The organism is Pusillimonas noertemannii, from assembly GCF_003096595.1.
Lineage (GTDB): Bacteria > Pseudomonadota > Gammaproteobacteria > Burkholderiales > Burkholderiaceae_B > Pusillimonas > Pusillimonas noertemannii.
On sequence record NZ_QEKO01000009.1, the window covers coordinates 1 to 26,946 of the forward strand.

At 62.8% G+C, this 26,946-nt stretch carries 21 protein-coding genes; 9 read left to right on the forward strand and 12 right to left on the reverse strand.

The window, feature by feature from the left end; all coding sequences use genetic code 11:
* Positions 1 to 182: 182 nt before the first annotated feature.
* On the reverse strand, positions 183 to 1,373 hold the full coding sequence (prpC, locus tag C7440_RS18070) for a bifunctional 2-methylcitrate synthase/citrate synthase (protein ID WP_116519439.1): 1,191 nt from the start codon (positions 1,371 to 1,373) through the stop codon (positions 183 to 185).
* Between the two features lie 24 nt (positions 1,374 to 1,397).
* Positions 1,398 to 2,312 carry a methylisocitrate lyase gene (prpB, locus tag C7440_RS18075; protein WP_116519440.1) on the reverse strand — a complete coding sequence of 305 codons (915 nt, stop codon included), beginning with the start codon at positions 2,310 to 2,312 and terminating at the stop codon, positions 1,398 to 1,400.
* Between the two features lie 205 nt (positions 2,313 to 2,517).
* On the opposite strand from prpB, the gene prpR reads away from it, so the two are divergent.
* The gene (prpR, locus tag C7440_RS18080) at positions 2,518 to 4,458 is read left to right on the forward strand and encodes a propionate catabolism operon regulatory protein PrpR (RefSeq protein ID WP_306669725.1); all 1,941 of its coding nucleotides are present in this window, start codon (positions 2,518 to 2,520) and stop codon (positions 4,456 to 4,458) included.
* 24 nt (positions 4,459 to 4,482) lie between these two features.
* On the opposite strand, the gene C7440_RS18085 is transcribed toward prpR, so the two are convergent.
* The gene (locus C7440_RS18085) at positions 4,483 to 5,214 is read right to left on the reverse strand and encodes an SDR family oxidoreductase (protein WP_116519442.1); all 732 of its coding nucleotides are present in this window, start codon (positions 5,212 to 5,214) and stop codon (positions 4,483 to 4,485) included.
* 64 nt (positions 5,215 to 5,278) lie between these two features.
* Here C7440_RS18085 and C7440_RS18090 point away from each other — a divergent pair, with 64 nt between their 5' ends.
* Positions 5,279 to 5,788, forward strand: coding sequence for a MarR family winged helix-turn-helix transcriptional regulator (locus C7440_RS18090; RefSeq protein WP_116519443.1), 510 nt, complete (start codon positions 5,279 to 5,281; stop codon positions 5,786 to 5,788).
* 13 nt (positions 5,789 to 5,801) lie between these two features.
* Here C7440_RS18090 and C7440_RS18095 read toward each other — a convergent pair whose 3' ends face one another.
* Both C7440_RS18095 and C7440_RS18100 read right to left on the reverse strand, forming a co-directional pair.
* Positions 5,802 to 6,833: an aromatic ring-hydroxylating dioxygenase subunit alpha gene (locus tag C7440_RS18095; protein WP_017522594.1), complete on the reverse strand. Its 1,032-nt coding sequence runs from the start codon at positions 6,831 to 6,833 to the stop codon at positions 5,802 to 5,804.
* A 162-nt stretch (positions 6,834 to 6,995) separates the two neighbouring features.
* Positions 6,996 to 7,619 carry a VOC family protein gene (locus C7440_RS18100; protein WP_017522593.1) on the reverse strand — a complete coding sequence of 208 codons (624 nt, stop codon included), beginning with the start codon at positions 7,617 to 7,619 and terminating at the stop codon, positions 6,996 to 6,998.
* A 291-nt stretch (positions 7,620 to 7,910) separates the two neighbouring features.
* On the opposite strand from C7440_RS18100, the gene C7440_RS18105 reads away from it, so the two are divergent.
* Positions 7,911 to 9,554, forward strand: a complete 1,644-nt coding sequence (locus C7440_RS18105) for an FAD-dependent monooxygenase (protein WP_243410969.1) — start codon at positions 7,911 to 7,913, stop codon at positions 9,552 to 9,554.
* A 58-nt stretch (positions 9,555 to 9,612) separates the two neighbouring features.
* On the opposite strand, the gene C7440_RS18110 is transcribed toward C7440_RS18105, so the two are convergent.
* Entirely contained in the window at positions 9,613 to 10,332 is a 720-nt protein-coding gene (locus tag C7440_RS18110) for a GntR family transcriptional regulator (RefSeq protein ID WP_116519445.1), read from the reverse strand.
* Positions 10,329 to 11,870 carry a class I adenylate-forming enzyme family protein gene (locus C7440_RS18115; RefSeq protein WP_116519446.1) on the reverse strand — a complete coding sequence of 514 codons (1,542 nt, stop codon included), beginning with the start codon at positions 11,868 to 11,870 and terminating at the stop codon, positions 10,329 to 10,331. Before C7440_RS18115 ends, C7440_RS18110 begins: the two co-directional genes overlap by 4 nt.
* A gap of 282 nt (positions 11,871 to 12,152) precedes the next feature.
* On the opposite strand from C7440_RS18115, the gene C7440_RS18120 reads away from it, so the two are divergent.
* Positions 12,153 to 13,337: an ABC transporter substrate-binding protein gene (locus C7440_RS18120; protein WP_116519447.1), complete on the forward strand. Its 1,185-nt coding sequence runs from the start codon at positions 12,153 to 12,155 to the stop codon at positions 13,335 to 13,337.
* 70 nt (positions 13,338 to 13,407) lie between these two features.
* Here C7440_RS18120 and C7440_RS18125 read toward each other — a convergent pair whose 3' ends face one another.
* Positions 13,408 to 13,872: an Lrp/AsnC family transcriptional regulator gene (locus tag C7440_RS18125; RefSeq protein ID WP_116519448.1), complete on the reverse strand. Its 465-nt coding sequence runs from the start codon at positions 13,870 to 13,872 to the stop codon at positions 13,408 to 13,410.
* 158 nt (positions 13,873 to 14,030) lie between these two features.
* On the opposite strand from C7440_RS18125, the gene mdeB reads away from it, so the two are divergent.
* Both mdeB and C7440_RS18135 read left to right on the forward strand, forming a co-directional pair.
* Complete coding sequence (gene mdeB, locus C7440_RS18130; protein ID WP_116519449.1) at positions 14,031 to 16,700, forward strand: alpha-ketoglutarate dehydrogenase; 2,670 nt, start codon at positions 14,031 to 14,033, stop codon at positions 16,698 to 16,700.
* A gap of 8 nt (positions 16,701 to 16,708) precedes the next feature.
* Positions 16,709 to 18,118, forward strand: coding sequence for a dihydrolipoyllysine-residue acetyltransferase (locus C7440_RS18135; RefSeq protein ID WP_116519450.1), 1,410 nt, complete (start codon positions 16,709 to 16,711; stop codon positions 18,116 to 18,118).
* A gap of 44 nt (positions 18,119 to 18,162) precedes the next feature.
* Here the strand turns inward: C7440_RS18135 and C7440_RS18140 are convergent, their stop codons facing one another.
* From C7440_RS18140 to C7440_RS18150, 3 genes are read right to left on the reverse strand one after another with little or no spacing between them, the layout of a single operon-like run.
* On the reverse strand, positions 18,163 to 19,317 hold the full coding sequence (locus C7440_RS18140; protein ID WP_116519451.1) for an iron-containing alcohol dehydrogenase: 1,155 nt from the start codon (positions 19,315 to 19,317) through the stop codon (positions 18,163 to 18,165).
* Positions 19,314 to 20,789: an aldehyde dehydrogenase family protein gene (locus C7440_RS18145; RefSeq protein WP_116519452.1), complete on the reverse strand. Its 1,476-nt coding sequence runs from the start codon at positions 20,787 to 20,789 to the stop codon at positions 19,314 to 19,316. Before C7440_RS18145 ends, C7440_RS18140 begins: the two co-directional genes overlap by 4 nt.
* Before the next feature lie 49 nt (positions 20,790 to 20,838).
* Positions 20,839 to 21,867: an amidohydrolase family protein gene (locus tag C7440_RS18150; protein WP_017522583.1), complete on the reverse strand. Its 1,029-nt coding sequence runs from the start codon at positions 21,865 to 21,867 to the stop codon at positions 20,839 to 20,841.
* A gap of 338 nt (positions 21,868 to 22,205) precedes the next feature.
* Here C7440_RS18150 and C7440_RS18155 point away from each other — a divergent pair, with 338 nt between their 5' ends.
* The 3 genes from C7440_RS18155 to C7440_RS18165 all read left to right on the forward strand — a co-directional run bounded on the left by C7440_RS18155 (position 22,206) and on the right by C7440_RS18165 (position 25,961).
* The gene (locus C7440_RS18155; RefSeq protein ID WP_026067562.1) at positions 22,206 to 23,042 is read left to right on the forward strand and encodes a fumarylacetoacetate hydrolase family protein; all 837 of its coding nucleotides are present in this window, start codon (positions 22,206 to 22,208) and stop codon (positions 23,040 to 23,042) included.
* A 143-nt stretch (positions 23,043 to 23,185) separates the two neighbouring features.
* On the forward strand, positions 23,186 to 24,970 hold the full coding sequence (gene ilvB / locus C7440_RS18160) for a biosynthetic-type acetolactate synthase large subunit (protein ID WP_017522581.1): 1,785 nt from the start codon (positions 23,186 to 23,188) through the stop codon (positions 24,968 to 24,970).
* Between the two features lie 70 nt (positions 24,971 to 25,040).
* Positions 25,041 to 25,961 carry an alpha/beta hydrolase gene (locus C7440_RS18165; RefSeq protein ID WP_116519453.1) on the forward strand — a complete coding sequence of 307 codons (921 nt, stop codon included), beginning with the start codon at positions 25,041 to 25,043 and terminating at the stop codon, positions 25,959 to 25,961.
* A gap of 45 nt (positions 25,962 to 26,006) precedes the next feature.
* Here the strand turns inward: C7440_RS18165 and C7440_RS18170 are convergent, their stop codons facing one another.
* On the reverse strand, positions 26,007 to 26,933 hold the full coding sequence (locus tag C7440_RS18170; protein WP_017522579.1) for a LysR substrate-binding domain-containing protein: 927 nt from the start codon (positions 26,931 to 26,933) through the stop codon (positions 26,007 to 26,009).
* Positions 26,934 to 26,946: the final 13 nt, after the last annotated feature.

Sequence of the window (26,946 nt, forward strand, 5' to 3'; positions counted from 1 at the left end):
TGTCGTAGGCCAGGGCGCTGTCGATCGGGTGGTTCAGCACATAGTCCACGATGTCGACCAGTACCTGGTCGGGCTCGGGACGGACGTTGGAAATGTGAGTGCTCATTGTTGTTCCGGTTGGCAAGGTTTGAGCCATCCGCCTTCGGGCGGACGGCTCGATCAAAGGGATGGGAAAAAGGGTTTCAGTTCCCGCGTTCTGAAATCGGTGTGAACGTACGGTTCTCGGGCCCTACATAGTTGGCGGTGGGCCGGATGATCTTGTTGTCGATGCGCTGCTCGATGATGTGAGCCGCCCAGCCGGCGGTGCGGGCAATGACGAACAGCGGCGTGAACATGGCCGTGGGCACGCCCATCATGTGGTATGACACGGCCGAGAACCAGTCCAGGTTGGGGAACATCTTCTTGGCGTCCCACATGGTGCTTTCCAGCCGCTCGGCGATTTCGAACATGCCGGTGTTGCCGGCTTTGCCGGACAGTTGCCGCGCCACGCGCTTGATCACTTCGTTGCGGGGGTCCGAGATGGTGTACACCGGGTGGCCAAAGCCGATGATGACTTCTTTGTTGGCAACGCGGTTGCGTATGTCGGCCTCGGCCTCGTCGGGCGAAGCGTAGCGTTTTTGCACTTCGAAGGCCACTTCATTGGCGCCGCCGTGCTTGGGCCCGCGCAGCGCGCCGATGCCGCCGGCGATGGCCGAATACATGTCCGAGCCGGTGCCGGCAATGACCCGGCAGGTGAAGGTCGAGGCGTTGAATTCGTGCTCGGCGTACAGGATGAGCGAGGTATGCATGGCCCGCACCCAGTCGGCGTCGGGCTTGGCCCCATGCAGCAGATGCAGGAAGTTGCCGCCTATGCTGTCGTCATCGGTATGCACATCGATGATGCGCCCGTTGTGGCTGTAGTGATACCAGTACAGCAGGGCCGAGCCCAAGCCGGCGATGAGCCGGTCGGCGATGTCGCGGGCATCGGGCGTATTGTGGTCGTCCTTTTCGGGCAGTACGCAGCCCAGCGCCGAAACATAGGTACGCATCACATCCATGGGGTGGCATGAGGCGGGCAGGCTTTCCAATACGTGCTGTACCTGCAGCGGCAGTCCGCGAAGCCGCTTCAGCTTCTCTTTGTAGGCCTTCAGTTCAACGGCGGTGGGCAGGCGGCCGTGAATCAGCAGGTGGGCCACCTCTTCGAACTCGCAGGCTTCGGCGATGTCCAGGATGTCGTAGCCTCGATAGTGCAGGTCGTTGCCGCTGCGGCCCACGGTGCACAGGGCCGTGTTGCCCGCCACGACGCCCGACAGGGCGACGGACTTCTTGGCCTTGGGTGCGCCGGTTCCCGGCTCTGCCGCGGGCGAGGCGGGGCGCTGGTTTGTCGTGGCCATGGGTATCTCCTTGTATGCGATGTTTTATTTGTCGGCGCCGCCGGCGTTCTGCCGGAAGAGCTCGTCCAGTTTCTGTTCGTAGGCGTGGTAGCCGATGCGGTCGTACAGCTCTTCGCGTGTCTGCATGGCGTCAAGAACGTTGTGCTGGTGTCCGTCGCGCCGGATTGCCGTGTATACCGCCTCGGCGGCCTTGTTCATGGCCCTGAAGGCGGAGAGCGGGTAAAGCGCCATGCCTACGCCGACACTGCGCAGTTCCTCTATCGTGAAGAGGGGGGTCTGCCCGAATTCGGTAATGTTGGCCAGCACGGGTACGTCAAGCGCCTCGGTGAAGGCCGCATAGGTTTCCAGATCGCGAACCGCTTCGGCGAAGATGGCGTCGGCGCCGGCTTCGACGCAGGCCTGGGCGCGCTCCAGCGCGGCTTGCAGGCCTTGCGAGGCCAGTGCGTCGGTGCGGGCAACAAGGTAAAAGCTGGCGTCGATGCGCGCGTCCGCGGCCGCCTTGACCCGGTCGGCCATCTCTTGCAGGCTTACGATTTCCTTGCCCGGCCGGTGGCCACAGCGCTTGGCGCCCACCTGGTCCTCGATATGGCATGCGGCGGCGCCGAACTTGATCAGGCTCTTGACGGTGCGGGCGATGTTGAAGGCCGACGGGCCAAAACCCGTGTCGATGTCCACCATCAGGGGCAGGTCGCACACATCCGTAATGCGGCGCACGTCGACCAGCACGTCGTCCAGCGTGTTGATGCCCAGGTCGGGCAGGCCCAGCGAACCCGCGGCCACGCCGCCGCCAGAGACATATACAGCCCTGTAGCCCGCCCGCTTTGCAAGCAGGGCGTGGTTGGCGTTGATGGCGCCGACGATTTGCAGGGGCTTTTCTTCGGCCAGCGCGGCGCGGAACAGTTCGCCGGGCGTAGGAGCAGTGTTTTGGCTTGAAGGCATGGTATTTTGACCAAGTGATGGGTAATGCTTAACTATACGCAAACTTCATGCCAAATTCGCGGTCGATTTTATGAATACATAAGTCTTTATTTTTAATAAAGAAAAATATTGACCGTGATTATTTGGCGTCGAATATCTGCGACCGTGTTTCAATATTGAAATAATCATGTTTCAATTTCTGAAACAGAGCTCAAGGAAACAGGCCATGAACATGCCCATTGCTTCGCCTCCGCAGCTACCGGTGCACGTCGTGGCGGTGGGTCTTCACGGCTTGCGCCACTTGCTTGAAGAACTCATTCCCAGCGTTCGCAACGCTGAAGTCACCCTGATCGAAAAGGCCTACGACGAAGCGGTGGGCGATATCGCGGCCCTGCGCCGGCGAGCCACGGTCGACGCGATTGTTGCCGCCGGCTCCAACGGCAATTATCTGCGCCAGCGCCTGGACATTCCCGTGGTGCTGGTCCGGGTCAGCGGCTTCGATGTCATGCAGGGCCTGAGCGCGGCCCGGCGGTACGCCGGGCGCATCGCGCTGGTCACCTACGGCGTGGTTTCCGACGAAATTCGGCAGTTTGTCGAAACCTTTGCGTTGCCGGTCGAGCTGCGAAGCTATGGCAACGAAGACGAGGCCCGCGCCTGCGTTCATGAGCTGAAATCGATGGACGTGGAAGTCGTGGTCGCGCCCGGCCTGGTCGTGGACCTGGCCCGCGAAAACGGCCTGACCGGCATGTTGATCTATTCCCAAAGGCTGGTGCGCGAAGCCATCGAAGATGCCGTCGAGGTGGGCCGGCTGCGCAGGTCCGAGGCCGCCAAGCGCGACCGGATCAACACCATTCTGGGCGAACTGCGCGATGGCGTGGTGGCGGTCGATACCGAGGGGCGCATCGAGGTATTGAACCCGGCGATGGAAAAAATACTGGGCCAGCCCGCCGGCAGGCTGGTGGGAAGGCCCTTGGCTTCCTTCATGGGCGATCTCGACCTCGAGCCCACGCTGCGTTGGCAACGGCCCGAGCTCGAACGGGTCCAGCGGTTTTCGGGCCGCACGCTGGTCACCAGCCGGGTACCCATTATCGAGCAGGGCAGGCTGACCGGCGCGGTGCTTACCTGCCAGGACCCTGAAGCGATCCGCCGCATGGACCGCAGCCTGCGTACGCGCAGCGCGTCGCGCATGCGCTCCGTGCGATACGGGCTTGACGACATCGTGGGTGACAGCAGGCTGATCGCCGACGTCAGGGCGCGCGTGCTGGCTTGCGCCAGAAGCCGGGCCACGGTCCTCATCACGGGGGAAAGCGGCACGGGCAAAGAGCTGATCGCCCAAAGCATCCATATGGAAAGCGAGCGCTCCAGCCAGCCTTTCGTGGCCATCAATTGCGGCGCCTTTCCCGAAAGCCTGCTTGAAAGCGAGCTGTTCGGCTATACCGAAGGGTCTTTCACCGGCGCAAGCCGCGGCGGCAAGACAGGGCTGTTCGAGGCCGCCCATACGGGCACGCTATTTCTGGATGAAATCGGCGAAATGCCGCTGTCGCTGCAAACCCGCTTGCTGCGGGTCTTGCAGGAAAAAGAAGTACTGCGCATCGGCGCCACCGATCCTACGCCGATCGACGTGCGCATCATCGCCGCCACGCATCAGGACCTGGCTTCACAAGTCGCAGCGGGCGTGTTCCGGCGAGATCTCTATTATCGACTGAACATTCTCCTGATCCGCCTGGCGCCCCTGCGCGACCGGCCCGAAGATCTGCGTCCGCTTATCCAGGCGCTGCAAAAGAAATGGCTCGAGCAGCCAGGCGATCGGCCGCAGCTGGACGAGGCCTTGGTCAAGGCCTTGCTCGAAGCTTCGCGCAACTATGCCTGGCCGGGAAATGTCCGCGAACTCGAGAACGTGCTGGAACGTGTCATGGTGCTCAGCGACCTGTACCCGGCGCAAGGGGCTGCAGCCGACGCGCTGAAGACCCTGGTTCCCGAGATCTTTGAGGAAGGCGCCGCCGCGAGCGGCTCATTGGAAGAGCGTCGCAGGGCGGCCGACCTGCGCCACATCAAGCAGGTGCTGCGCGAGTGCGGCGGCAATCAGGCAAAGGCCGCAGAACTGCTGAACATCAGCCGCACCACGCTTTGGCGCCGATTGAAATCAGACGGGCAGGGGGCCGGCTAAACAAACAAAGGCCCCCGGGCACGGCTACCACGGTACCGGCCCGCCTTCCATGAAGAAGCCCCCTGTGGGACCGCTTGCGTCCAGTGTGGCGTAGTGCACGATGACTTCGGCTGCCTGTGCGACGGAGCGGGTGCCGTTGAACTGGTTCAAGCCCGTCTTGGTGTAGCCCGGATTGACCGAATTGACCTTGAATCCCTCCGCCAGCAGTTCCTTGGCCAGGAGCACGGTGAAAGCATTGAGCGCCGCTTTGGACGAGTTGTAAGCAAACAGGTTTACACGGTGAAAAGCAAAGTCCGGATAGCTGTGCAGGCTGAGCGAGCCCAGCTCGCTCGAGACGTTCACGATCGTCCGCCTTGCGCCCGCCCTGAGCAGCGGCATCAGGCGCTGCGTCAACAGGACAGGACCGAAGACATTGACCTCATAGGTTTGCCGCAGGGCTTCTTCGGTGCATTCGGTGGGCGCGAGCCTTTCCAGCTGCACTCCGGCATTGTTGACCAGCACGTCGAGCCGGCCTTCGGCTTCGTGCAAAGTATTGAAGCACGAGACCAGGGTGGCGGGAGCCGTGACGTCCAGCTGCACGACCCGGATGTCCGCCTGGGGCATGTCCAGTTCTTTCCTGGCCTGTTCGCCCAGCCGCGGGTCGCGGCAGGCCAGGTACACAATGTAGCCGCGTTCTGCCAGTTGGCGCACGGTTTCCAGGCCTATGCCTTTATTGGCGCCGGTGACCAGTGCTATGGGTTTATCGCTGGAGTTCATTTTCCTTCCTTGTCGAGCAGGGTGATGGAGTAAGATTTCAGTTTTTCAAGATCGAAGGGCAACCGTGACTTTGGGTGAATCTGATCTGGACCTGGGCTTGACGCATGGCTGGCGTTCGGACAATGTGGGTCGCCTGCTGCTTGCCGGATTCAGTTTTTTCGAAGGCAGGTTGATGGGCCGGCTCGAACAGTCGGGCTTTTCGATGGTTCGGCACGTTCACTTCAATGTCCTGCGCCACCTCGATCCCGACGGCACGCGCATTGTCGACCTGGCCGCCCGAGCGCAGATCACCAAGGGCTCCATGGGCAAGATCGTCAAGGAGTGCGAGCAATTGGGCCTGGTGCAGCTTCGTGTCGACCCGCAGGACGGCCGGGCCAAAGTAGTGTCGTTTGCCGCAAAAGGCATAGAGCTCATGCAGGCCATCCGCAACGCCATGACAGAGGTGCAGGCGGAAATGACGTGCATCACCGGCGAAGAGGACATGCGGGCCATGCAGCGGGCCTTGCGCGCCCTGCATGGCCATGCCGCATGCGACGAGAGAGCCCGGCCCGCGCAGGTGCGTGTGCGGGGCTAGTCCCGGGTGCGGCTCAGTCCACCGGGTTGCTTTCTTTTTCAAGTCGCTGCATGACCCGCCGCATCTGGATGCGCGCGGCGTCCGAAACCAGGTCTACCGTCCGGTCTTCGCCCGTGGAAAGCAGCATGGCCTGCTGCGCTTCGACGATGCGTTTGTCTTCCTTGAACGCCGTGTCGATCTCTCGATACAGCGCCTCGGTGATCTGGGGCTCGTCTTGCCGGAAGCCGTGGGCAGGGGCCCAGAAGTAGAGGCAGCTTGTTTCGGTGACCGGTGTCAGGCCATGGAATACGCGAATGGCCACGCCGTCCTGGTCGCGGTTTTCTTGTGCGCCTTTTCCAACATCTATGCCGCCGGTCCATTGGATGATGGACGAGGGCGCTATGTATTCGAATTCGGCCCAACGATCTATATTGCCCTTGAACTCAACGACCTTGGAGTAGGTGGCCGGAGGGGGGCTGTTGAGCAGCCAGCGCACGTACTTGAGGCCGTTGTCGCCGGGAGTGACGACCGTCTTGGCGTCGACGTGCACGTTGGGGTTGCCGCCTATGGTCGACTTGTGCACATAACCCACGTGCGTCATGTCCATCAGGTTGTCCACCATCAACTTATAGCTTGCCTCGATTTCGTATACGGCGTGCTTGTGAGGCCAGCGCTCGTGGTCGTTATGGAAGGGGTAGTCGATGATGCTCGATTCATCGGCCAGTTCGGGATCGCCCATCCAGATCCAGATGAACTCGTCCTTTTCGACGACGGCATAATGCCGGACGCAGGCCTTGGCGGGAATCTTGTCCTGGGCCGGAATCTTGACGCACTGTCCGGAGCCGTCGAACACCATGCCGTGATAGCCGCACTCGAGCCCGCCCTCGACGACCTGGCCAAAGCGCAGCGGCGCGGCCCGATGGCAACATCGATCTTCCAGCGCGCCGACCTTTCCCGCGTGGTCGCGGAAGAACACGATAGGCTCGTTCATGATGGTGCGGGCAAAGGGCGCCTGTTCGACCTCATGGGCCCAGGCGCCTATGTACCAGGCGTTTCGAATGAACATGGCGTTCTCCTTGGCAAGGCTGTGTGGTGGTTGCGGGCAGGGCAGGTCGCGGGACGGCATTGCGGGCGCGCGCATGCGGGCGCGCGAGTGCTGGCGGGGCTCGTGCGCCCCGCGCCAGCGATATCGGAAGGTGTGGCGGCCTGCTTCGGCGGCCGCCGGAGCTTATTGCGCCGGGTCGACGAAGGGCGTCATTTTTTGGGCGATGCGGGCGCGCCACTGCGTATAGGGCTCGAAGCCCTCGCTTTCTTCGCACAGCTTTTTGGTCAGCTCGAAGATTTCGTCGTCGCTCTGGGTCAGGTCGAGCGGAATCAGGAACGGCTGGGTGATATACCAGTCGGTGTCGACGAAGAACTCGAGATTGTTGCCTTCGGGATCGTGCGCGTAGATGCTCCAGGCGATGCCGTGATTGGCGGGGAAGATGCTGTCGCCGCCGGCCGCGGCCAGGCGCTTCTGGATGTCGCGCAGGTCGGAAAGCCCGCCCAGCTTGAAAGATATCTGGTTGATACTGGGCCCGAACTGCGGGTTGGCGGTGTTGCCGGGAAGCTCGGCGGGACGGCCGGTGGCCAGCACGATCTGATGGTGGTCAAGCGGGTCGCGCGAGAGAAACACCAGCTGCATTCCGCCGGCATGTCCGCGGTCGGTCACGGTAAAGCCAAGTACCTTGGTGTAGAACTCTTCCATTGCCGGTATGTTTTTTACGCTGAGGCCCATGTGGCTGAACTTCAGGTTGACGGCGGGTTCGTTCTGTTCGGTGGTGGTGGCTTCTGCCTGGGTTGCGACGGTCATGGTTGTCTCCTGTGTTCGTTCGTGCGTCTGCGTGGGAGTGCGGCGCCTTTTTAGTATGGTGACGATACTACTTGCCACTGTCAATGCATTTTGACTCGTTTTGCCGCGCTGTGCGCAACCGGTTTCGTCCGGATGATTACCTATTGGCATCACCCGGATCGAATTGCCATCTTATGCCACTGTAGCGGGCTGGGTAAATTTTCCAAGAGGTATTTTCCCGGAACAGGTTTCGTCCTGGAAAAAGCCCTGGAAAAATGAATGCTGCAAAGAACACTCGGTGGAGAACAATACGTGAATAAAGCCAAGATCGGTCGCGTTGCGACGCAGGTGCTTGTCGTGGGGGCAGGCCCGGTGGGTCAGGGCCTGGGCATAGAGCTTGGGCTAAGGGGCATCGATTGCCTGGTCATCGACAAGAACGATCGAGTCGGCGTGGCGCCGCGGGCCAAGACCACCAACGTGCGGTCGCGCGAGCATTTCAGGCGCTGGGGCATTGCACAGGCGCTGCGCGACGCTTCTCCGCTGGGCATCGATTACCCTTCGAATGTTGTGTTCACCACGCGGCTGTCGGGGCACCGGCTGGCGCGGTTCGACAATGCGCTGTACTGCGGGCCGGGCCGCAACCCACTGTACTCGGAGCATGCACAATGGATTCCGCAGTACACGGTCGAACAGATCATGCGCGACCGGCTGCAGACCCTGGCTTCGGTGAAGCTGCAGCTGCAGTGCGAATTGCTGGGCTTCGAGCAGCGGGACGACCTGGTGATCGCCCGCCTTGGCGACCTGAAGACCGGCGAGCAGTTCGAGGTTCAGGCGCAATACATGGTCGGCTGCGACGGGCCGCGCAGCCTGGTGCGGGACGGTATCGGCGCCAGGCTCGAGGGCGAGTACGGCCTGTCCAGAAACTACAACTTCGTGTTTCGCGCACCCGGCCTGGCCAAGGCGCACGCGCACGGTCCCGCCATCATGTACTGGCAGATCAACAGCGACGTGCCGAGCCTGATCGGCCCCATGGATACCGGCGACCGCTGGTTCTTCATGCCCACCGGCCTGGCGCCCGACGTGCATATAAGCAAGGAAGAGGCGCCGGCCCTCATCCGCCGCGCCACCGGCATCGATGTTCCGTATGAAGTGCTCAGCGCCGACGAATGGGTGGCCAGCCGCCTGCTGGCCACCCACTATCGCGACCGGCGGGTATTCCTGGCCGGCGATGCGGCCCATATGCATCCGCCCTTTGGCGGCTTCGGCATGAACATGGGCATAGGCGACGCGGTCGACCTGGGCTGGAAGCTTTCGGCCGTGCTGAAGGGCTGGGGCGGGCCGCCCCTGCTCGACAGCTACGAACGCGAAAGGCGGCCCGTGCACGTTCACGTCATGGGCGAGGCGACCGCCAACCACAAACTCATGAGCAACGGCTTGCTTGAAAACGATATCGAGGCCGACAACGAGCAGGGAGAAGCCGCCCGGCGGCGGGCCGCGGAGCACATCCGGCGAGGCAAGCTTTCCGAGTTCTACACCCTGGGAACCATATTGGGCGATTGCTATGCCGATTCGCCCGTCATAGACCGGGCCGACCGGCCCGAGCCGCCGCGCGACTTCCTGAACTACGTGCCCAGGGCCGAGCCCGGATGCCGGGCTCCCCATGCCTGGCTGCACGACGGCAGCTCGCTGTTCGACCATTTCGGCCTGGGCCTGACACTGCTGGTGTCGTCCCCGTCGGGGCGCGCAGGGGTGGATGCCGCCAGAGAAGAGGCGCAGCGCCTGGGTATACCGCTGGCGGTGATACAGCCCGAAGAAGCCGGCATCCGCGGCCTGTACCCACAGCCATTGACATTGATCAGGCCCGACCAGCACATTGCCTGGACGGGCGATGTCTGGAGAGACGACGTACTGGCCAGGGTCAGCGGCCTGGGCGTTCGGGCCAAGGCCGAGGCCTAGTGTGCTGTTTGACTAATTAATCAAACAGCACACTAGCGCCCGCCCCGTGCCGGCCGGTTCAGCGGGGACGGCGCGGCGTCGATACCTGCAGTTCCGAGCTGGCGATCATTTCCATGATGGTGTCGCGGGCCAGGCTTTCGGCGTAGTCGTTGCGCGCCGCGGCCGCCTGCTGCGCAGCTTCTGGTGAACCCTTGACGATCGCCTTGAGCTGATCGACGTGCAGGTCGCAGATCAGCGTCAGGTCGGCATGGCGCTTTTTGTGAAAATACAGGAAGCGGCGCGACAGGGTTTGCAATATGGCGTAGAACTCGGCGGCATAGCTGTTGCGCGAAGCTATGCCCAGCACGTCCGTCAGCGCAAAATGCAGGCGCATGTAGCCCCGCATGTCATGGTTCTTCTTGAGCTTGCGCAGCTCGGCCATGAGGCCGGTCATGGCCTGGCGCTCGGCCTGTGTGGCGCAAAGGGCCGCCTGGGTGACGATGAGATGCTCGATGTCGCGGCGGGCCTGGATGACCTTGAGCTGCCCCTGGTAATCGATCTCGGAAATGAAGACGCCCTGGCGCGGGGCGATGTGCACCAGGCGCTGAAAGGCGAGTTTCTGCAGGGCGTCGCGTATGGGCGAGCGGCCAATGCCCAGGCGCTCGCCCAGGGCGGTTTCCGACCATTGGCTGCCCGGCGCAAGTTCTCCGGTGACGATCAGTTCTTCAAGCAGGCCATAGGCCTTGTCGGTCTGGCTGACGGCCTGGCGGTTGAAGAGGGCGTCGGTTTGTTTGGTCATGGCGTGGGTGGAACAAGATCGTAAAGCTGGCGCTTGAGCACTTTGCCGGTTGCATTCTTGGGCAGTTGATCAAGAAACACATAGCGCTTGGGTCGCTTGAATCGCGCCATACGGCTCAGGCAAAGTGCGTCGAGTTCGGCCGGGCCGGCAGGGGGGCGTCCTTCGCGGCGCACGACGAACGCCAATATGGATTCGCCCCAATGCGGATCGGGCATGCCGATGACCGATACTTCGGCGACGTCGGGGTGTTGCATGAGGGTTTCTTCGACTTCACGCGGATAGATGTTGGTGCCGCCGCTGATGATAACGTCTTTGGAGCGGTCTTTCAGGTGCAGCAGGCCCCGGCCGTCGATCAGGCCGATGTCGCCGGTATGCAGTTTGCCGTCGCGCAGCGTGTCGTGGCTGGCTTGGGGGTTCTGCCAGTATCCCTGCATGACCGTCGGCCCCGAGACCATGATTTCGCCCGCCTGGTTGGCCTTTTGCCGATTGCCCGATGCGTCTTCAATGCTTATCTCGATGCTGGCCTGGGCGTGGCCGACCGAGCCCAGGAACTCGTCGTCGTTCTGTTCGACCGCGCGGGCGATCCGGCTTGCTGTCTGAGCCGTGATGCTCATGGGCGATTCGCCCTGGCCGTATATCTGGGCGATGCGGGGTCCGAGCACGCGTACGGCTTGCTTGATGTCTTCCACATAAAAGGGCGCGCCGGCCACGATGATGCTTTTCAGCCCGGGAAGCGGGGCGTTGCGGCTTGCGACGTATTCGGCAAGGCGCTGCACGATGGTCGGCGCGGCGAAAAGGCTGGCGTTGCGATAGTGCTGCAGCAGCTCGCAGGTCTCGGCCTCGTCGAAGCCGCCGCTGGACGGAACGACCTGCAGGGCGCCCTTGAGGAAGCATGGCACGCTGTAAAGCCCGCTTCCGTGCGACATGGGCGCGACATGCAGCAGCACGTCGGTGTCGTCCACCGGCTGCACGTCGGCATAGAAATTCAGCGCCATATTGACGAGGTTGGCGTGGCTCAGGACGACGCCCTTGGGGCGACCGGTGGTTCCGCTCGTATAAAAAAGCCATGCGGGAGCGTGGCTGTCTTGACCGGGTTCGATGGTTTCCGGGGCCTGGGGGCCGGTGGCCGCGTGCGCATAGCGGGGCGCTTCGACGTCGATCAGGTGCAGCGCCTTGATGTCGTCGGCCACGGGACGCAAGCCCTTGTACAGGTTTGCGTCGGTAAGGCAAAGCCTTGATTGCGAGTCGCGCAGGATGTAGTCGATTTCGTTCGGGTGCAGCTTGCTGTTGACCGGCACGGCGCATAGCCCGGCGTGCCAGGCGGCAAGCAGGGCTTGGGCGTATTCGGCGCGGTTCTTCATGGCCAGCGTGACGCGGTCGCCTGGTTCCAGCCCCAGGTCGCGGCGCATCCAATAGGCCAGCGCACGGATCCGGGCATCCAGTTCGGCATAGTTGGCGGCAGGCGCGCAGCCCATGGCAAGCGCGGGCCGGTCGCCGTGCATTTGAACGCTTCTTTGGAACAGTCGGCCTAGATGCAAGATGGTCTCCGTATTTCTTTGATGTTTTACATGATGTTTGTAATATATTACGAGATCAGGGCTGATATGAAAATAGAGATTTTCCTGAAGGCACGGCCAGGCCGGATTGCTGGGCTGCGGTTTGGCGCGATGCCCAGGCGAGGTATTCGCCGGCATTGGTACAGAGTTGCTGAAGGGCGATGCGATTCAGGTATCGAACTCGGCTTATTGTCATCTTCCCGGGCGATTTCAGCGGGGGTAGAGTGCAGTGAAAACAAATATTTACATAAAGGAGACAACACAATGATGAACAGTTTCGTATGCAAGGCAGTGGTTGCCGCGACCATGATGCTTGGGGCTTCCGCCATCGCACAGGCACAGGCGCAGCAGCCTATCAAGATCGGCTTTCTCAACACGTTTTCCGGCGCGGTGGCCGTGCCCGGCGAAGAGCAGTACAACGCCTTCATGCTGGCAATCGAACAGCGTGGCGGCAAGCTGGGCGGCGTGCCCGTTCAGGTCCTGAAAGAAGACGACCAGTTCAAGCCCGAGGTGGCCACCCAGGTCGTGCAGAAGCTGATAGAGCGCGACGACGTTCCCATTATTGCGGGCATCACGGGGTCGAACGTCATGATGGCCGTGGCCAAGACGATTACGGACAAGGGCGTGTTCCTGATCAGCACCAACAGCGGTCCTTCCCCCTTGGCCGGCGCGGGATGCTCGCCCAATTTCTTTTCCACCTCTTGGCAGAACGACAACATCGCCGAGGTGGTCGGCCAGTACGCCAGCGACCAGGGCTACAAGAAGGTCGTGCTGATGACGGCCAATTTCCAGGGCGGCAAAGACTTGCTCGAGGGTTTCAAGCGTTTCTATAACGGCGAGGTGCTGGACGAGGTCTACACGCCCCTGAACCAGCTTGATTTCTCCAGCGAACTGACCCAGGTGGCTTCGCAGCAGCCCGATGCGGTGTATGCCTTCTACCCCGGGGGCATGGCGGTGTCGTTCGTGCGCCAATACCAGCTTGCCGGTTTGCCCTCATCCATTCCCCTGCTTTCCAGCGGCATGCTCGAGCTGCCCATGCTCAGGGCCCTGAAGGACAGCGCCGTGGGTGCGTTCGGCGGCCATTTCTGGGGGCCCGATATCGACAACGAGGCCAACAAGCAGTTCGTCAAGGCATACGAAGAAAAGTACGGCGTCATTCCTTCGACCTGGGCGGCGCAAGCCTATGACGCCGCACAGCTGCTCGATTCGGCCATCGCGAAGGTAAAGGGCAACGTCGCCGATAAAGATGCGTTCAGGGCTGCCCTGAAAGAAGCCGATTTCAACTCGGTGCGCGGCGACTTCAAGTTCAACACCAATCACTTCCCCATCCAAGATTTCTCCATGTACGAGGTGATCAAGGACGACCAGGGGCGCTACACGGTCCGCACCGCGGCGACGCCCATGAAGGCCCACAAGGACGCCTACTACAAGCAGTGCCCCATGAGCTAAGGCATGGCGCCGGGCCTTTGCCTTCGGGGTATCCAAGGCACGGCCCCGTTTCAAGTTCAGGCAAACAGCGCTACGAGTCTATCGGCAGCGCTGTTTTGTATTTGACCTGCTTGAGCGCGAAGCTGGAGCGTATTTTCTTGATGCCTGGGATCTTGGTCAGGTGATCGAGGATGAAGTGCTCCAGCGCCTGGATGTCCGGGACAACGATGCGCAGCAGATAGTCTTCGTCGCCCGTCATGAGGTAGACCTCCATCACTTCGCCGAAGCGGCTGACTTCCTGTTCGAAGCGATCCAATGCGGCTGATTCCTGCCTGTCGAGGCTGACCTGGATGAAGACGTTCATCTTCAGTCCGAGCGCGGCGGGATCGACCAGCCCCACATAGCGCGAGATGATCTTGTTCTTTTCCAGGTTCTTGACCCGGGCCAATGTCGGAGACGCGGACAGATTGATTTTCTTGGCGAGTTCTATGTTGCTGATCTTGGCGTCTTCTTGCAGCACCCGCAGGATGCGCAGGTCGGTGGCGTCGAGTTCCATGGCTTGCCTCTTTGATTATTCTGAAAAATAAATTCTGCATGAATATATTTATACAGAATTTTATGCTGAATTTGGGGTGTTCGAAAGGCCAATACAGTTACCTATTCGGTGTCGTCGGAATTATCCTATTCAGTAGAAATTGAACCAGGAGAGAGGGCATGGAAATGTCGACCCAACATCTGAACCCCGATGAAGACACGCAGGAAACGGCGGAATGGCTGGATGCGCTGCGGGGCGTGGTACAGGCTGCCGGGCCCGAGCGGGCGCGCTACCTGATGACCCAACTCAGCGAAACCGCCAGAAGGCTGGGACTGCAATGGCGCGATTCGCGCAACACGCCATACGAGAACACCATACGCGCCCAGGACGAACCGCCGTTTCCGGGCGGTTCGGATGCGCTCGAGATAGAGCAGAACCTGGCCAGCATCATTCGCTGGAACGCCCTGGCGATGGTGGTGCGCGCCAATCGAGCCTATGGCGAACTGGGCGGCCATATCTCCAGCTACGCTTCCGCGGCCGATCTGTTCGAAGTGGGCTTCAATCATTTCTTCCGGGCCCGCAGCGACGAGTCCGGCGGAGACCTGGTGTATTTCCAGCCGCACTCCGCCCCCGGCATCTATGCGCGCGCCTTTCTCGAGGGGTCCCTCGGTGAGCAGGAACTCGCGCTTTTCCGGCAGGAAATACAGGCCGGAAAACAAGGCGCGCGGGGCCTGGCTTCTTACCCCCATCCCTGGCTGATGCCCGATTTCTGGCAGTTTCCCACAGGCTCAATGGGCATCGGCCCCATCAGCGCCATCTACCAGGCCAGGTTCATGCGCTATATGGAGCATCGGAACCTTCTGGCGCCGCAAGACCGCAAGGTCTGGGGCGTCTTCGGCGACGGCGAGATGGACGAACCCGAATCGCTTGCTGCCCTGAGCCTGGCCGCGCGCGAGCATCTGGACAACCTGGTGTTCGTGGTCAACTGCAACCTGCAGCGGCTGGACGGCCCGGTGCGGGGCAACGGCAGCATCGTCGACGAACTGGAAACCCTGTTCGCGGGTGCGGGCTGGAACGTCATCAAGCTGCTGTGGGGTTCCGACTGGGATCCTCTTTTCGCGCGTGATCCGGCCGGCGAGCTGGTCGAAGTGCTGGGCCGCACCGTGGACGGCCAACTGCAGACCTTCGCCGCCAACGACGGCGCTTTCAATCGAGAGCATTTCTTCGGGCAGACGCCCGGCATGCGCGCCATCGCCTCGATGCTGACAGACGACGAGATCGATCGCCTCAAGCGGGGCGGCCACGACATGAAGAAGATCCATGCCGCCTATCATGCGGCGGCCAATCACCGCGGGCAGCCCACCGTGATCCTGGCCCAGACCAAGAAGGGCTTCGGCATGGGCGCCGCCGGCCAGGGCAAGATGACCACCCACCAGCAGAAGAAGCTGGACACCGACAGCCTGCTCGAATTCCGCGATCGCTTCCGCCTGCCGATTTCCGACCAGGATTGCGAGGCGCTGGCATTCTACAAACCCGCGCCCGACAGCGCCGAAATGCGCCACCTCATGCAGCGCCGCGCCGAACTGGGCGGCTTCATGCCGCGCCGCAACGCGCATTCGCCGGTACTTACGGTTCCTGAAATCCAGTCCTACGCCCGTTTTGCGCTCGAGGCGCAGGGCAAGGAGATGTCCAGCACCATGGCGCTGGTGCGCATGCTGGGGGGCCTGTTGAAGGACGAGGGCGTGGGCCGCCATGTCGTTCCCATCGTGGCGGACGAGGCTCGCACCTTCGGCATGGCCAATCTGTTCCGCCAAGTGGGTATTTACTCTTCCCAGGGCCAGCTTTACGAACCCGAGGACATCGGTTCGATCCTGTCCTATCGCGAAGCCACGGACGGCCAGATTCTTGAAGAAGGCATTACCGAGGCCGGCGCGATTTCGTCATGGACGGCCGCGGCCACCAGCTACACAGTACATGGCGTGCCCATGCTGCCGTTCTACATCTACTACTCCATGTTCGGCTTCCAGCGCATCGGCGACCTGATCTGGGCGGCGGCCGACCAGCGGGCGCGAGGCTTCCTGATCGGCGCCACGTCGGGCAGAACCACCCTGGCGGGCGAGGGTCTTCAGCACCAGGACGGCACCAGCCACCTGATGGCATCCACCATTCCCAACTGCATTGCCTACGACCCCGCCTATGCCTATGAGGTCGCCGTCATACTGCAAGATGGAATGCGCCGCATGCTTCAAGAGCAGGAGGACGTCTTCTACTACGTGACGGTCACCAACGAGAATGATGCGCAGCCCAGCATGCCGGAAGGCGTGGAAGAGGGCATACGCCGGGGCATGTACTGCCTGGCGGCATTGTCCGAAGCCCAAGTGCGTTTGCTTGCTTCGGGGCCGGTGTTGAAAGAAGCCATCGCCGCGGCGGGATTGCTCAAGGAAAAGCTCGATATCGACGCCGAGGTGTGGAGCGTTACCAGCTATACCGAACTGGCCCGTGACGGCATCGCTTCGCAGCGCAGCCAGCGCTTGGGACATGCCGGAGACCAGCCCTACGTAACGCAGGTGCTGGGCGACGGCGGGGCGCCGGTCATCGCGGCCAGCGATTATGTGCGTGCGGTGGCCGAAGGCATACGCGCTTTCGTGCCGGGCTCCTACACCACCCTGGGCACCGATGGCTTCGGACGAAGCGATACGCGTGCCAACCTGCGCGATTTCTTCGAGGTCGACGCCCGTTGGATCGCCTATACGGCCTTCAGCCAGCTGTCGCCCGATCCGGAAAGCCTGCGCTCCTTCGCCCAGGCGCTTGACCTGGACCTGGGCAAGCCCCTGTCGACCGAGGTGTAGAGGCGGTCATGGAACTGATGCAGATACGAGTCCCGGACATCGGGGATTTCAAGGAAGTCGAGGTCATTGAAGTCATGGTGGCGGAAGGCGACACCATAGAGGCCGATCAGTCCTTGATCACTGTGGAGTCGGACAAGGCCAGCATGGAGATACCGTCCAGCCACGCCGGCGTGGTCGAGTCGCTGGGCATCAAGGTGGGCGACAAGATTGCCGAAGGCGCCGTGTTGCTGATGCTGCGGCCAAGCGGCAAAGCCGCCCCGGCGGACGAAGCGCCGTCCCCCGATGCGCCGCCAGGCACGTCGGGTGAGCCCCGCCCGCAGATCGAGCCCCGTCCGCAGGCCGAGCCCCAGGCGACCGCTCTGCCGGCGGTTGAGGCCGCAGGGCCAATCCCGGTCGCGCAGCTTGCCGGGGAACGGGCCCTGGACGCGGCGCCAACGACGGCCGTCCCGCGGCGGCCAGCCGAGCAGGAGGGCTTGCATGCGGGCGATGGAGACGCCGCCTCGCAATCCACCGTGCATGCCTCGCCGTCAATACGCCAATACGCGCGTGAACTGGGCGTGGACCTGATGCGGGTGCCGGGTACCGGCGCCAAGGGCCGCATCCAGCGTGCGGACGTGCAGCAGCACGTAAAGTCGGCCCTGGCGGGCGGCGAGACGGCTACCGGCGGCAAAGGCGGAACGGGATTGAACCTGTTGCCCTGGCCGGTGGTGGATTTTTCGAAGTTCGGGCCGGTTGAAGTGCAACCCTTGTCCCGCATCAAGAAAATCAGCGGCGCCAACCTGCATCGAAATTGGGTGATGATTCCCCACGTGACGCAGTACGATGAAGCCGACGTCACCGAGCTGGAAGCCTTTCGCAAGCAGGTGAACGCGCAGGACGGCGCGAACGCCAAGCTGACACTGCTGGCCTTTGCCATCAAGGCCAGCGTTGCGGCCCTGAAGCAGTTTCCCTCGTTCAACGCTTCTTTGGGCGAAGACGGCGAAAGCCTGATCCTGAAGCATTACTACCATATCGGCTTTGCCGCCGACACGCCGCATGGGCTGGTTGTGCCCGTCATCAAAGACGCCGACCAGAAAGGGGTCATGCTTATCGCGCAGGAAATGGCCCAGCTATCCACCCAGGCGCGGGAAGGCAAGCTCAAGCCGGCCGACATGCAGGGCGCCACATTCACGATCTCTTCATTGGGGGGCATCGGCGGCCTGGGCTTCACGCCCATCATCAATGCGCCGGAGGTGGCGATATTGGGCTTGTCCCGCACAGCATTGAAGCCTGTATGGAATGGCGAGCAATTTGCGCCGCGCCTGATGATGCCCATGTCGCTATCTTATGATCACCGCGTGGTGGACGGGGCGCTGGGCGCGCGCTTCAGTGTCTATCTCAGTGCGGCGCTGACCGATCTGCGCAGGGTGCTGCTCTAAGGCGGCTGCCGCCGGCCGTTTCGCCGGCCGCCCCGGCTCCGGCGTCAGGAAACCGGAACGGCCAGCGATTCGGCCAGCATGGCGGCATACTCGGCCGAAGTCGGCTTGGCGGGCGCGAAGATATTGAAGTGGCTGCGCTGCGCGGCATCGGCAAGGGCCTGGACCCCGTCCGCTGCATAGCCCAGCTCGGCCAAGGTGGCGGGCAGTCCCAGTTCGCGCATCAGGTCCGCAATCGCGGCGGCCAGCGAGGCGCCGGGCGCCAGGCCGAATGCATCGCCCACCGCCGCCCCGCGTTCGGGCACCTTGGCCACGGTGGCTTCCAGCGTGGCAACCAGGCCGATGCCGCTCAATACCCCGTGGTGGAAGCCCTGGTCGCTGCACGCCAGCGCCACGGCGTGGGCAGGCCCCAGCCCCATGCCGATCGACACCCCTCCGGCATAGGCGGCAAGCATCATGTCGGTGCGCGCATCGAGATCCGCGGGTTCGGCGACGGCGCGCCGCAACGCGCCGGCAACGCGCGCGATGCCCTCCAGCGCAATGGCCTTGCCCAGGGGCTGGTCCTTGTCGGACAGATATCCTTCGATGCAATGAGACAGCGCATCGATACCCGTGGCGGCGGCAAGCCGGGCCGGCAGGCCGGTTGTCAGTTCGGGGTCGAGGATGGCGACACGGGGGATGAGATGGCGCGAGCTCATGCCGACTGCGGGCGCCGAAGCGTCGGGGTGGATCGCCGCGGAGTGCGAGGCTTCGCTGCCTGTTCCTGCTGTGGTGGGAATGGCGACGAGGGGGGCTGAAGCCTTGTGCGCAACGCCCGGCTTGCCGGCGTAGTCGGCGATGTGCCCCGTATTGCATGCCAGCAGGGCGATGAACTTCGCCGTGTCGATGACCGAGCCGCCGCCCAGCGCCACGACCCCATCGCACGAATGCTGTTGGTACAGGGCCACGCCCCGGTCCACGTCGGAGAACAAGGGGTTTTCGGTGACGTCGCCGAAGACGGCCAGGGCGTTTGCATTGCCGTACGCATCGGCCAGCCTGGCCACGAGGCCGGCGGCCTGTATGCCCTTGTCGGTGACCAGCAGCGGCCGCCGGACCCCCAGCGCTTCCAGTTCGCCGGCCAATGTGCAAATGGAGCCCGCAGCGCAGACTGTGCGCGGCAGATCCAGGACCAGGGCGGCCGCGCCGGCTTCGCCGCGCTTCATAGAGGGTACCTGCGCTTGTCGTTGCTGACGGTAATCAGGTTCAGGTCGCTGAAGGTGTCGATGGCCCACCTTCCGAAGCGTGCCCATCCGCTGTCCTTGACGCCGCCGAACGGAATTTGCGGCTCGCCGCCCATGGTGGGGCCGTTGACGTTGACCATGCCGGCCTGTATCCGGCCGCCCAGGGTAATGCCTTGCCAGACGTCCGCCGTCATGACCGAGGCCGTGAGGCCATAGTCGGTTCCGTTGGCCTCGTCCACCGCTTCCTGTTCGGTATCGAACGGCTGGACGATCACCACCGGACCGAACACTTCTTCGCAATGGATGGGCGCGTCTCTGGGAACATCGACCAGCACCGTGGGCTCTACGCAGCGGCCTTCCGAACCACCGCCCGCCACGATGCGGGCGCCCTTGTCCACCGCCTGTTTGATGGCTTGCTTCACTTTCTCGGCGGCCGCGTCGTTGATCAGGGGGCCGATCTTGTTTCGCGGGTCGCTGGGATCGCCGGGCTTGATGTCGCGCGCACGCGCCGCGAAGCGTGCCAGGAAGTCTTCATAGCGCGAGCGTTCGACCAGGATCTTGCGCGTATTCATGCAGATCTGCCCCTGGTGGAAGAAGGCCGCGAAAACAGCCGTGTCGACCGCATAGTCGAGATCGGCGTCCTTGAGGACGATCATGGGGTTGTAGCCGCCCAGCTCAAGCGCGATGCGCTTCAGGTGCTTGCCCGCACGGGCGGCCAGCAGCGCGCCCGTGGCCGACGAGCCCGTGAAGTTGTACGCACGGACCTTGCGGCTTTCGAACAGATGGTCGGCGATGGGGCCCACTGCGCCGGGTGCGTGCGTGACCACGTTGACCACCCCGGCGGGAAAGCCCGCCTCGGTCATGATTTCGCCCATCAGCAGCCCCGCCGATACGGGAGCTTCTTCCGACGGCTTGAGCACGACTGTATTGCCGCAGGCCAGCGGCGCGACGATGGTGCGGAAGCCCAGGGCAAGGGCGCCGTTCCAGGGCGAAATGCCCGCCACCACGCCCAGCGGCCTGCGCACGGCCATGGCAAATACGCCCGGCGTGTCCGACTGCACGATCTCGCCGCCCGGCAAATAGGGATAGCCGGCGGCCTGGCGCAGGAAGCCCGATGCCCACTGGATCTGGAACCGGGCAAAGGGCGTGGCGGTGCCGGTTTCCTGGGCCATGATCAGAACCACTTCGTCGGCCCGGCGTTCGAGGATGTCGGCCGCTTTCAGGAACAGCGCCTGGCGCTCTCGCGCACCCATCGCCGCCCAGGCGGGAAAGGCCTTGTGGGCCGCCTCGACCGCACGTTGGACTTCGGCGCTTCCCGAAGCGGGGATGCGGGCGAACACTTCGCCGCTATAGGGGTTCATGTCGTCGAAGGCATCGCCGTCGTCGGCATTGACCCATTCTCCTGCTATCAACTGGCAGTACTGGCGCGTTTGCACCGCAATTGCGTTGTTCATGTCATGTTTCCTTGTTCATCGTGTTTTCAGGCCGGGCGGGTCTCGCCGCCTACTGCTTTCCCAGGCGCCGCAGGCGCATGAGCCGCAGCGCATTGCCGAAGTACAGTTTGTCGGCGTCGTCGGGGCTGAGATCCAGGCTTTCAATGGAACGTATGCCTTCGCGGATGAACATGGGACCGCCCTCGGGATCGAAAGGGCAATCCGAGGCGAAGACCACATGATCGACACCGAAGAAGTCGAGCCCGCAGCGCAGGGCCGACGCCGAGCCGCCCAGCACGGTGTCGCCGTAGAACATCTTGAAGTATTCGATGGGCGGCTTTGAAAGGCGCTTGAGCACCTCAGCCTCGCTGCCGTCGGCGCTGCGGCTGCCCAACTGCGCCCAGAGGGTTTCGGCGCGGCCCGCGAAGTAGGGCAGCATGCCGCCGCAGTGATGGGTGATGATGCGCAGGGCGGGCAGCTTCTCGAGCATGCCCGAGAATACGATGCGGGACATCGCGACAGAGGTCTCGAACGGCCATCCAAGCACTTGCCACACTTCGTATTTCGAGCGCTCTTCGTCCTTGTAGTCGTTGACCGTGCCGGGCCGGAACGGATGCATCCACACCGGCAGCTCGTGGCGCGTGGCCATGGCCTCGAAAATGGGGAAGAACTCGGGGTCGTCCAGGGGGCGTCCGTTCACGTTGGTCACCACCTGCACACCCCGCGCACCCAGTTCATTGATGGCGCGGTCCATCTCCTTCAAGGCGGCGGGCACGTTGTTCATGGGCAAGGCGGCCACGAAAGCGGGGAACTGGTCGGGCCAGCGGCGGCAGATCTCCGCCATGCCGTCGTTGGCCACACGGGCGAACTCCGGCGATTGTTCCGGCCCGCCCAGCATCTCGGGCGAAGGCTGGCTCAGGGTAAGCACTTGCACCACGTCGGGAAACTTCTCGACCATCATGGCGGCGCGCGCCTCCATGTCCCACAGCATGCGCAGGCCGACCATGCGCTTGACGATGCCGGCGTCCTTGGAGTGCGTCTTGACCAGCTCGAGGTATTGAGGCGGAAGCACGTGGTTGTAGATGTCTATTTTTTTCATGGTCTCTGATCGACTGCGCCTGCGCGCCGCGGTTCGGATGCGGACGGATCGGCGGCTGGAGTGTGCCGGATGAGGCTGGGGAATGTTGTCTCGCGGGTCTGTTTTTTTCGAGTGTAGGCAAGAGCCTCCCGCTGCGACAGATGAGAAAAACACCTTGCCGATCACTTGAAAGCATCATTGCGGCGCCAGGCATGCCCGACCAACGCCAGCGAATCATCGGCCTGTGCGCCCGTTCCCGGATGCGTTCTCCGGCATCCGGCCTGTTCCGCGGTCTGTTGGCTTTGGACGGCGGTGTGTGTACGATGCAATGACTCTCAATCATTCACCAGGAAACGACCATGAAACTACTACGCTATGGCCCGGCAGGGCAGGAGAAAGCCGGGGCGCTCGATGCACAAGGACGCATGCGCGATCTTTCCCTTCTGGTGCCCGACCTGACACCCGAGTGGCTGGCGCCAGAGCGTCTCAGGGCCCTTACGGCCATCGACCTGCAGAAGCTGCCCCTGGTCGACGAGTCCGTGCGCATCGGCGTGCCGGTCGCGGGCTCGCGCCAGTTCGTCGCTATCGGCCTGAACTACCGCAAGCATGCCGAAGAGGCCGGCATGGAGATCCCCAAAGAGCCCGTCATCTTTACCAAGGCCATCACCTCGCTGTCTGGACCCAACGACGACATCGTCCTGCCCGACGGCGCGCAAGAGGGCGACTGGGAGATCGAACTGGGCCTGATCATCGGTACGAAGGCGCAAAAAGTGCCCGTCGAGAAGGCACTCGAGCACGTTGCCGGATACTGCCTGGCGAACGACGTTTCCGAGCGCAACTGGCAGGCCAAGCGCGGTGGTCAATGGAGCAAGGGAAAAAGCTTCGACACCTTCGGGCCCATCGGCCCGTGGCTGGTCACCACCGACGAAATCCCCGACCCCCAGGTGCTTGAGATGGAGCTGAAGGTCAATGGCGAAACAAGGCAAAAAAGCACTACCGCCGACATGATCTTCCCTGTGGCCCAGATTGTTTCCCATTTGAGCCAGTTCATGACCTTGCTGCCGGGCGACGTAATCATTACCGGCACGCCTTCCGGCGTCGGCCTGGGCATGAAGCCGCAGCAGTTCCTGAAGAAGGGCGATGTCATCACCCTGCGCATGGACCAGTTGGGCGCGCAGACGCAGAAAGTGGTGTAGCCCGGTATAAAAAACCGCCTACGTATAAAAAACTAACTTTAAACACTGCATGCTGGGCAAGGGGCGGTTTAATTAAGCAGCAAATTTCGTGGCGACGCGATTATCCTATTTCCTATTCATAACACCTGAGCTCAGGCGGGAAAATGGAAACTCTGGAAGATTCGATCGTTCACGAAAACCCTGCTGCCAGCGTTTCGGATGGCACGTGCGACGACGTGCCGACCGGCGCCGAAATCGTCGTGCGATGCCTGATCGAAGAGGGCGTCGAACACGTTTTCGGCTATCCGGGCGGCGCAGTGCTGAACATCTACGATGCGCTGTTTCAGCAAGATATCGTGACGCACGTGCTGGTGCGGCACGAGCAGGCGGCCGTCCATGCCGCCGACGCCTATTCGCGCAGTTCGAACCGCGTGGGGGTGGCGCTCGTCACTTCGGGGCCGGGCGTCACCAATGCGGTGACCGGCATCGCCACGGCGTATATGGACTCCATCCCCCTGGTCGTTCTCTCGGGCCAGGTTCCATTGAGCGTCATCGGACAAGACGCGTTCCAGGAGTGCGATGCCGTGGGCATCACGCGGCCCTGCGTGAAGCACAGCTTCGTGGTCCGGGACGTCCGGCAATTGGCGGCGACCATCAAGAAAGCGTTCCACATCGCCCGCACCGGACGCCCGGGACCGGTGCTTGTCGATATCCCCAAGGACATCACCACGAGCAAATGCCGGTTCGACTACAGCAAGCCCGTCAGCGTCAGATCGTACAAGCCCAACACGGAAGGGCACCCGGGCCAGATCCAGCGCGCGCTGAAGATGCTGCTGAAGGCGAAGCGGCCATTGATCTACACGGGCGGCGGCGTGGTTCTGGCCGACGCCGCGCCCGAACTCAACCGGCTGGTCGACCGGCTGGGCCATCCCTGCACCAATACGCTGATGGGCTTGGGCGGCTACAAGGGAACGAGCGGCAACTTCCTGGGCATGCTCGGATTGCATGGCACATACGAAGCCAATATGGCCATGCATCATTGCGATGTGCTGCTGGCCATCGGCGCGCGATTCGACGACAGGGTCATCGGCAATACGGCACATTTTGCGCGCCAAGCGCACAAGATCATCCATATCGACATCGATCCCACATCCATCTCCAAGCGCGTCAAGGTAGACGTCCCCATCGTCGGAGACGTCAAGGCCGTTCTGACGCAGATGCTGGCGCAGCTGGATGAGCAGGCGTCGACGCCCGCGCCGGTGCTCGACTGGTGGAAGGAGATCGATGCTTGGCGCGCGAAGGGCTGCCTGAAATACCCGGCCGCGGACAAGGCCATCAAGCCGCAGTTCGTGATCGAGCAGCTCTGCGCGGTCACCGGAGGAAACGCCTTCATCACGTCCGACGTGGGCCAACATCAGATGTGGGCCGCACAGTACTACAAGTTCAACGCTCCGCGGCGCTGGATCAACTCGGGCGGGCTGGGCACCATGGGGGTCGGGCTTCCGTACGCCATGGGAGTGCAGCTTGCGCATCCGGGTTCGACCGTCGCCTGCGTGACCGGCGAGGCCTCGATCCAGATGTGCATCCAGGAGCTTGCGACCTGCAGGCAGTACCGCCTTACGCCCAAGATCATCATGCTCAACAACCGTTCGCTCGGCATGGTGCGGCAGCTGCAGGACGTCTACAACAGTTCGCGCCATTCCGAGTCGTACATGGACGCCTTGCCTGATTTCGACCGGCTGGCCGAGTCGTTCGGCCACGTCGGCATGACCATCGAGAACCCCGGCGACGTGGCGGCTTCGCTGCGCGAAGCTTTTCAGATGAAAGACAGGCTGGTTTTCATGAACTTCATCACGGATGAGGCGGAAAGCGTCTGGCCGATGATCGAGGCCGGAAAAGGCTTGAACGAAATGCTGCTGGGCGCGCACGACCTGGACGAGGCCGTGTGAGCCGCCTATCCCGGCGCTGCCGCGACATGGCTCCGCGCCCGTGAGTATGACTTTTCAAAAGGAGGACTGGATGTCGAATCAAGAAGAAAAACACCAGCGCGCAGCCGAGCCGCGCAGCGCCCGTTTCAACACCGCTTTCGAAGGAGGCGTTCTATCCGGGCGGCAACGCGAGCCGGCATCGCCGCCGGGCAAGGATTATCCCCTGATCATCGCGTTGCATGGCGGCACCTATTCGTCCGCGTATTTCGGCCTGCCGGGCTTTTCGCTGCTCGAACGTGCCGCGGCCTTGGGACTGCCCATCATCGCGCTGGATCGTCCAGGCTATGGCGAGACGACGCCGTTGGCGCCCGCCGACGCCACGGTAGCCCATAACGCCGAATGGCTGGACGACGCGATCGGCCACGTATGGCGCCACGCGGGCGGCGCGGCCAGAGGCGTGGTGCTGATCGGACATTCCATCGGCGGCGCCATCACCGTCTCGATCGCCGCCCGGCGGCCGTCATGGCCCTTGCTGGGCATAGCGGTCTCGGGCGTCGGCATGGTCACGCCCCCCGAGAGCGGGGAGCAGTGGGCCGCCTTGCCCGACATACCCATGATCGATCTGCCCGGTGCACTCAAGGAACAGGTCATGTTCGGCCCTTCCTGGACGTTCGAAGCGGATGCGCCTGAAAGAAGCCATGCCTCCGACGCGCCGGTGCCCCGCGCTGAACTCATCGACATCGTCACGACCTGGCATTCGTCGGTGAAAGACCTTGCCGCGCGGGTCCAGGTGCCTGTCCATTACCGTCAGGGAGAGTTCGATCGCCTGTGGATCACGGGCGAAGACCAGATTGCGGGATTCGCTGCCGCCTTCACCCATTCGCCCCGGGTGGATGCCGCCAATTTCTACAACGCGGGGCATTGCATCGATTTTCACCGGCTGGGCGCGGCTTTTCAGCTCGAGCAACTTGCCTTTGCGCTTCGCTGCTGCGTGCGGCCGCCGCAAGCATAAGCCGCGGGCATGGCGGGCGGCGCCTGGGGCGTCGCCCGCCTCGAGTCAAAGGGCTTTTTTCGAGGCCTTTCTTTCTTGTTCGATATGGCCGCTGGCCCGCCGTATCATGTCGCAGAAGTATTCCGCCGCCGGCGTCGGAAGGATGTCGTTGCGGCGCACCAGGCAAAGCGGAGGCTCGGGCAGGGGTTCGGCAATGCGGATGACCTCGAGCTCGGCGCCGGCCATGGTCAGTTCGGCAAACTGCACGGGCAGCATCGCCAAGGCGTCCGACGACACCATGGCAGTGACGAAGGACAGGGCCGAGTGGGCGCGGAATATCAGCCTCGGCTTGGGCAGGCCGTGTTGCGCAAACAAGGGGCCCAGCTCTTCTTCGGCCCTGAACGTTACGGAAGTGGTAACCCACCCTGCATCGACGAGGTCGCTCAGCGACCTGGCCTTGGCCAAGGGGTGGCCCTTGCGGCAAATGATTCCCCGGGGATTGTCCAGCAGTTTCTCTACGGTGATGTCGGGCGCCGGCCGATGGTTCAGGACGGGGCCCACGTACACGTCGAGCGTGCCGTTCTTCAGGTAGGGTTCCATGGTGGGATACAAGCCGTCGCGCACATGCAGCACGACGTCGGGATAGCGGGCGCGAAAGGCCTTGGCCGCATAGGGAAAGAGCGCGATCTGCGAAACGGTGGACAGGCCCAGGTGAAGCACGCCTTTGGCGATGCCGCGCAGTTGCTCGATTTCTTCCTGGGCGCGTCGGACCTCGTTGTGGATGGCCTGCGCCCGGACTATGAAGTGCTTGCCGGTTTCGGTCAGGCGCACTCCCTTGGCCTGGCGCTCGAACAGGGCGACGTCGAGTTCGCGCTCGAGCTCTTGTATGCTGCGCGTAAGCGCCGACTGAGCAATGCCCAGCTGGCGCGCCGCGGCCCGCACGCTGCCTTGTTCGGAGATGGCCAGCAGGTTGCGCAATTGTATGAGTTTCATGGCCGTCCTTAAT

Bases quoted from the DNA above. Each gene is read 5' to 3' on its own strand.
- prpC (WP_116519439.1), bottom strand. From the start codon at position 1,373: ATGGCCACGACAAACCAGCGCCCCGCCTCGCCCGCGGCAGAGCCGGGA.
- prpB (WP_116519440.1), bottom strand. From the start codon at position 2,312: ATGCCTTCAAGCCAAAACACTGCTCCTACGCCCGGCGAACTGTTCCGC.
- prpR (WP_306669725.1), top strand. From the start codon at position 2,518: ATGAACATGCCCATTGCTTCGCCTCCGCAGCTACCGGTGCACGTCGTG.
- C7440_RS18085 (WP_116519442.1), bottom strand. From the start codon at position 5,214: ATGAACTCCAGCGATAAACCCATAGCACTGGTCACCGGCGCCAATAAA.
- C7440_RS18095 (WP_017522594.1), bottom strand. From the start codon at position 6,833: ATGTTCATTCGAAACGCCTGGTACATAGGCGCCTGGGCCCATGAGGTC.
- C7440_RS18100 (WP_017522593.1), bottom strand. From the start codon at position 7,619: ATGACCGTCGCAACCCAGGCAGAAGCCACCACCACCGAACAGAACGAA.
- C7440_RS18110 (WP_116519445.1), bottom strand. From the start codon at position 10,332: ATGACCAAACAAACCGACGCCCTCTTCAACCGCCAGGCCGTCAGCCAG.
- C7440_RS18120 (WP_116519447.1), top strand. From the start codon at position 12,153: ATGATGAACAGTTTCGTATGCAAGGCAGTGGTTGCCGCGACCATGATG.
- C7440_RS18125 (WP_116519448.1), bottom strand. From the start codon at position 13,872: ATGGAACTCGACGCCACCGACCTGCGCATCCTGCGGGTGCTGCAAGAA.
- mdeB (WP_116519449.1), top strand. From the start codon at position 14,031: ATGGAAATGTCGACCCAACATCTGAACCCCGATGAAGACACGCAGGAA.
- C7440_RS18135 (WP_116519450.1), top strand. From the start codon at position 16,709: ATGGAACTGATGCAGATACGAGTCCCGGACATCGGGGATTTCAAGGAA.
- C7440_RS18140 (WP_116519451.1), bottom strand. From the start codon at position 19,317: ATGAAGCGCGGCGAAGCCGGCGCGGCCGCCCTGGTCCTGGATCTGCCG.
- C7440_RS18145 (WP_116519452.1), bottom strand. From the start codon at position 20,789: ATGAACAACGCAATTGCGGTGCAAACGCGCCAGTACTGCCAGTTGATA.
- C7440_RS18150 (WP_017522583.1), bottom strand. From the start codon at position 21,867: ATGAAAAAAATAGACATCTACAACCACGTGCTTCCGCCTCAATACCTC.
- C7440_RS18155 (WP_026067562.1), top strand. From the start codon at position 22,206: ATGAAACTACTACGCTATGGCCCGGCAGGGCAGGAGAAAGCCGGGGCG.
- ilvB (WP_017522581.1), top strand. From the start codon at position 23,186: ATGGAAACTCTGGAAGATTCGATCGTTCACGAAAACCCTGCTGCCAGC.
- C7440_RS18165 (WP_116519453.1), top strand. From the start codon at position 25,041: ATGTCGAATCAAGAAGAAAAACACCAGCGCGCAGCCGAGCCGCGCAGC.
- C7440_RS18170 (WP_017522579.1), bottom strand. From the start codon at position 26,933: ATGAAACTCATACAATTGCGCAACCTGCTGGCCATCTCCGAACAAGGC.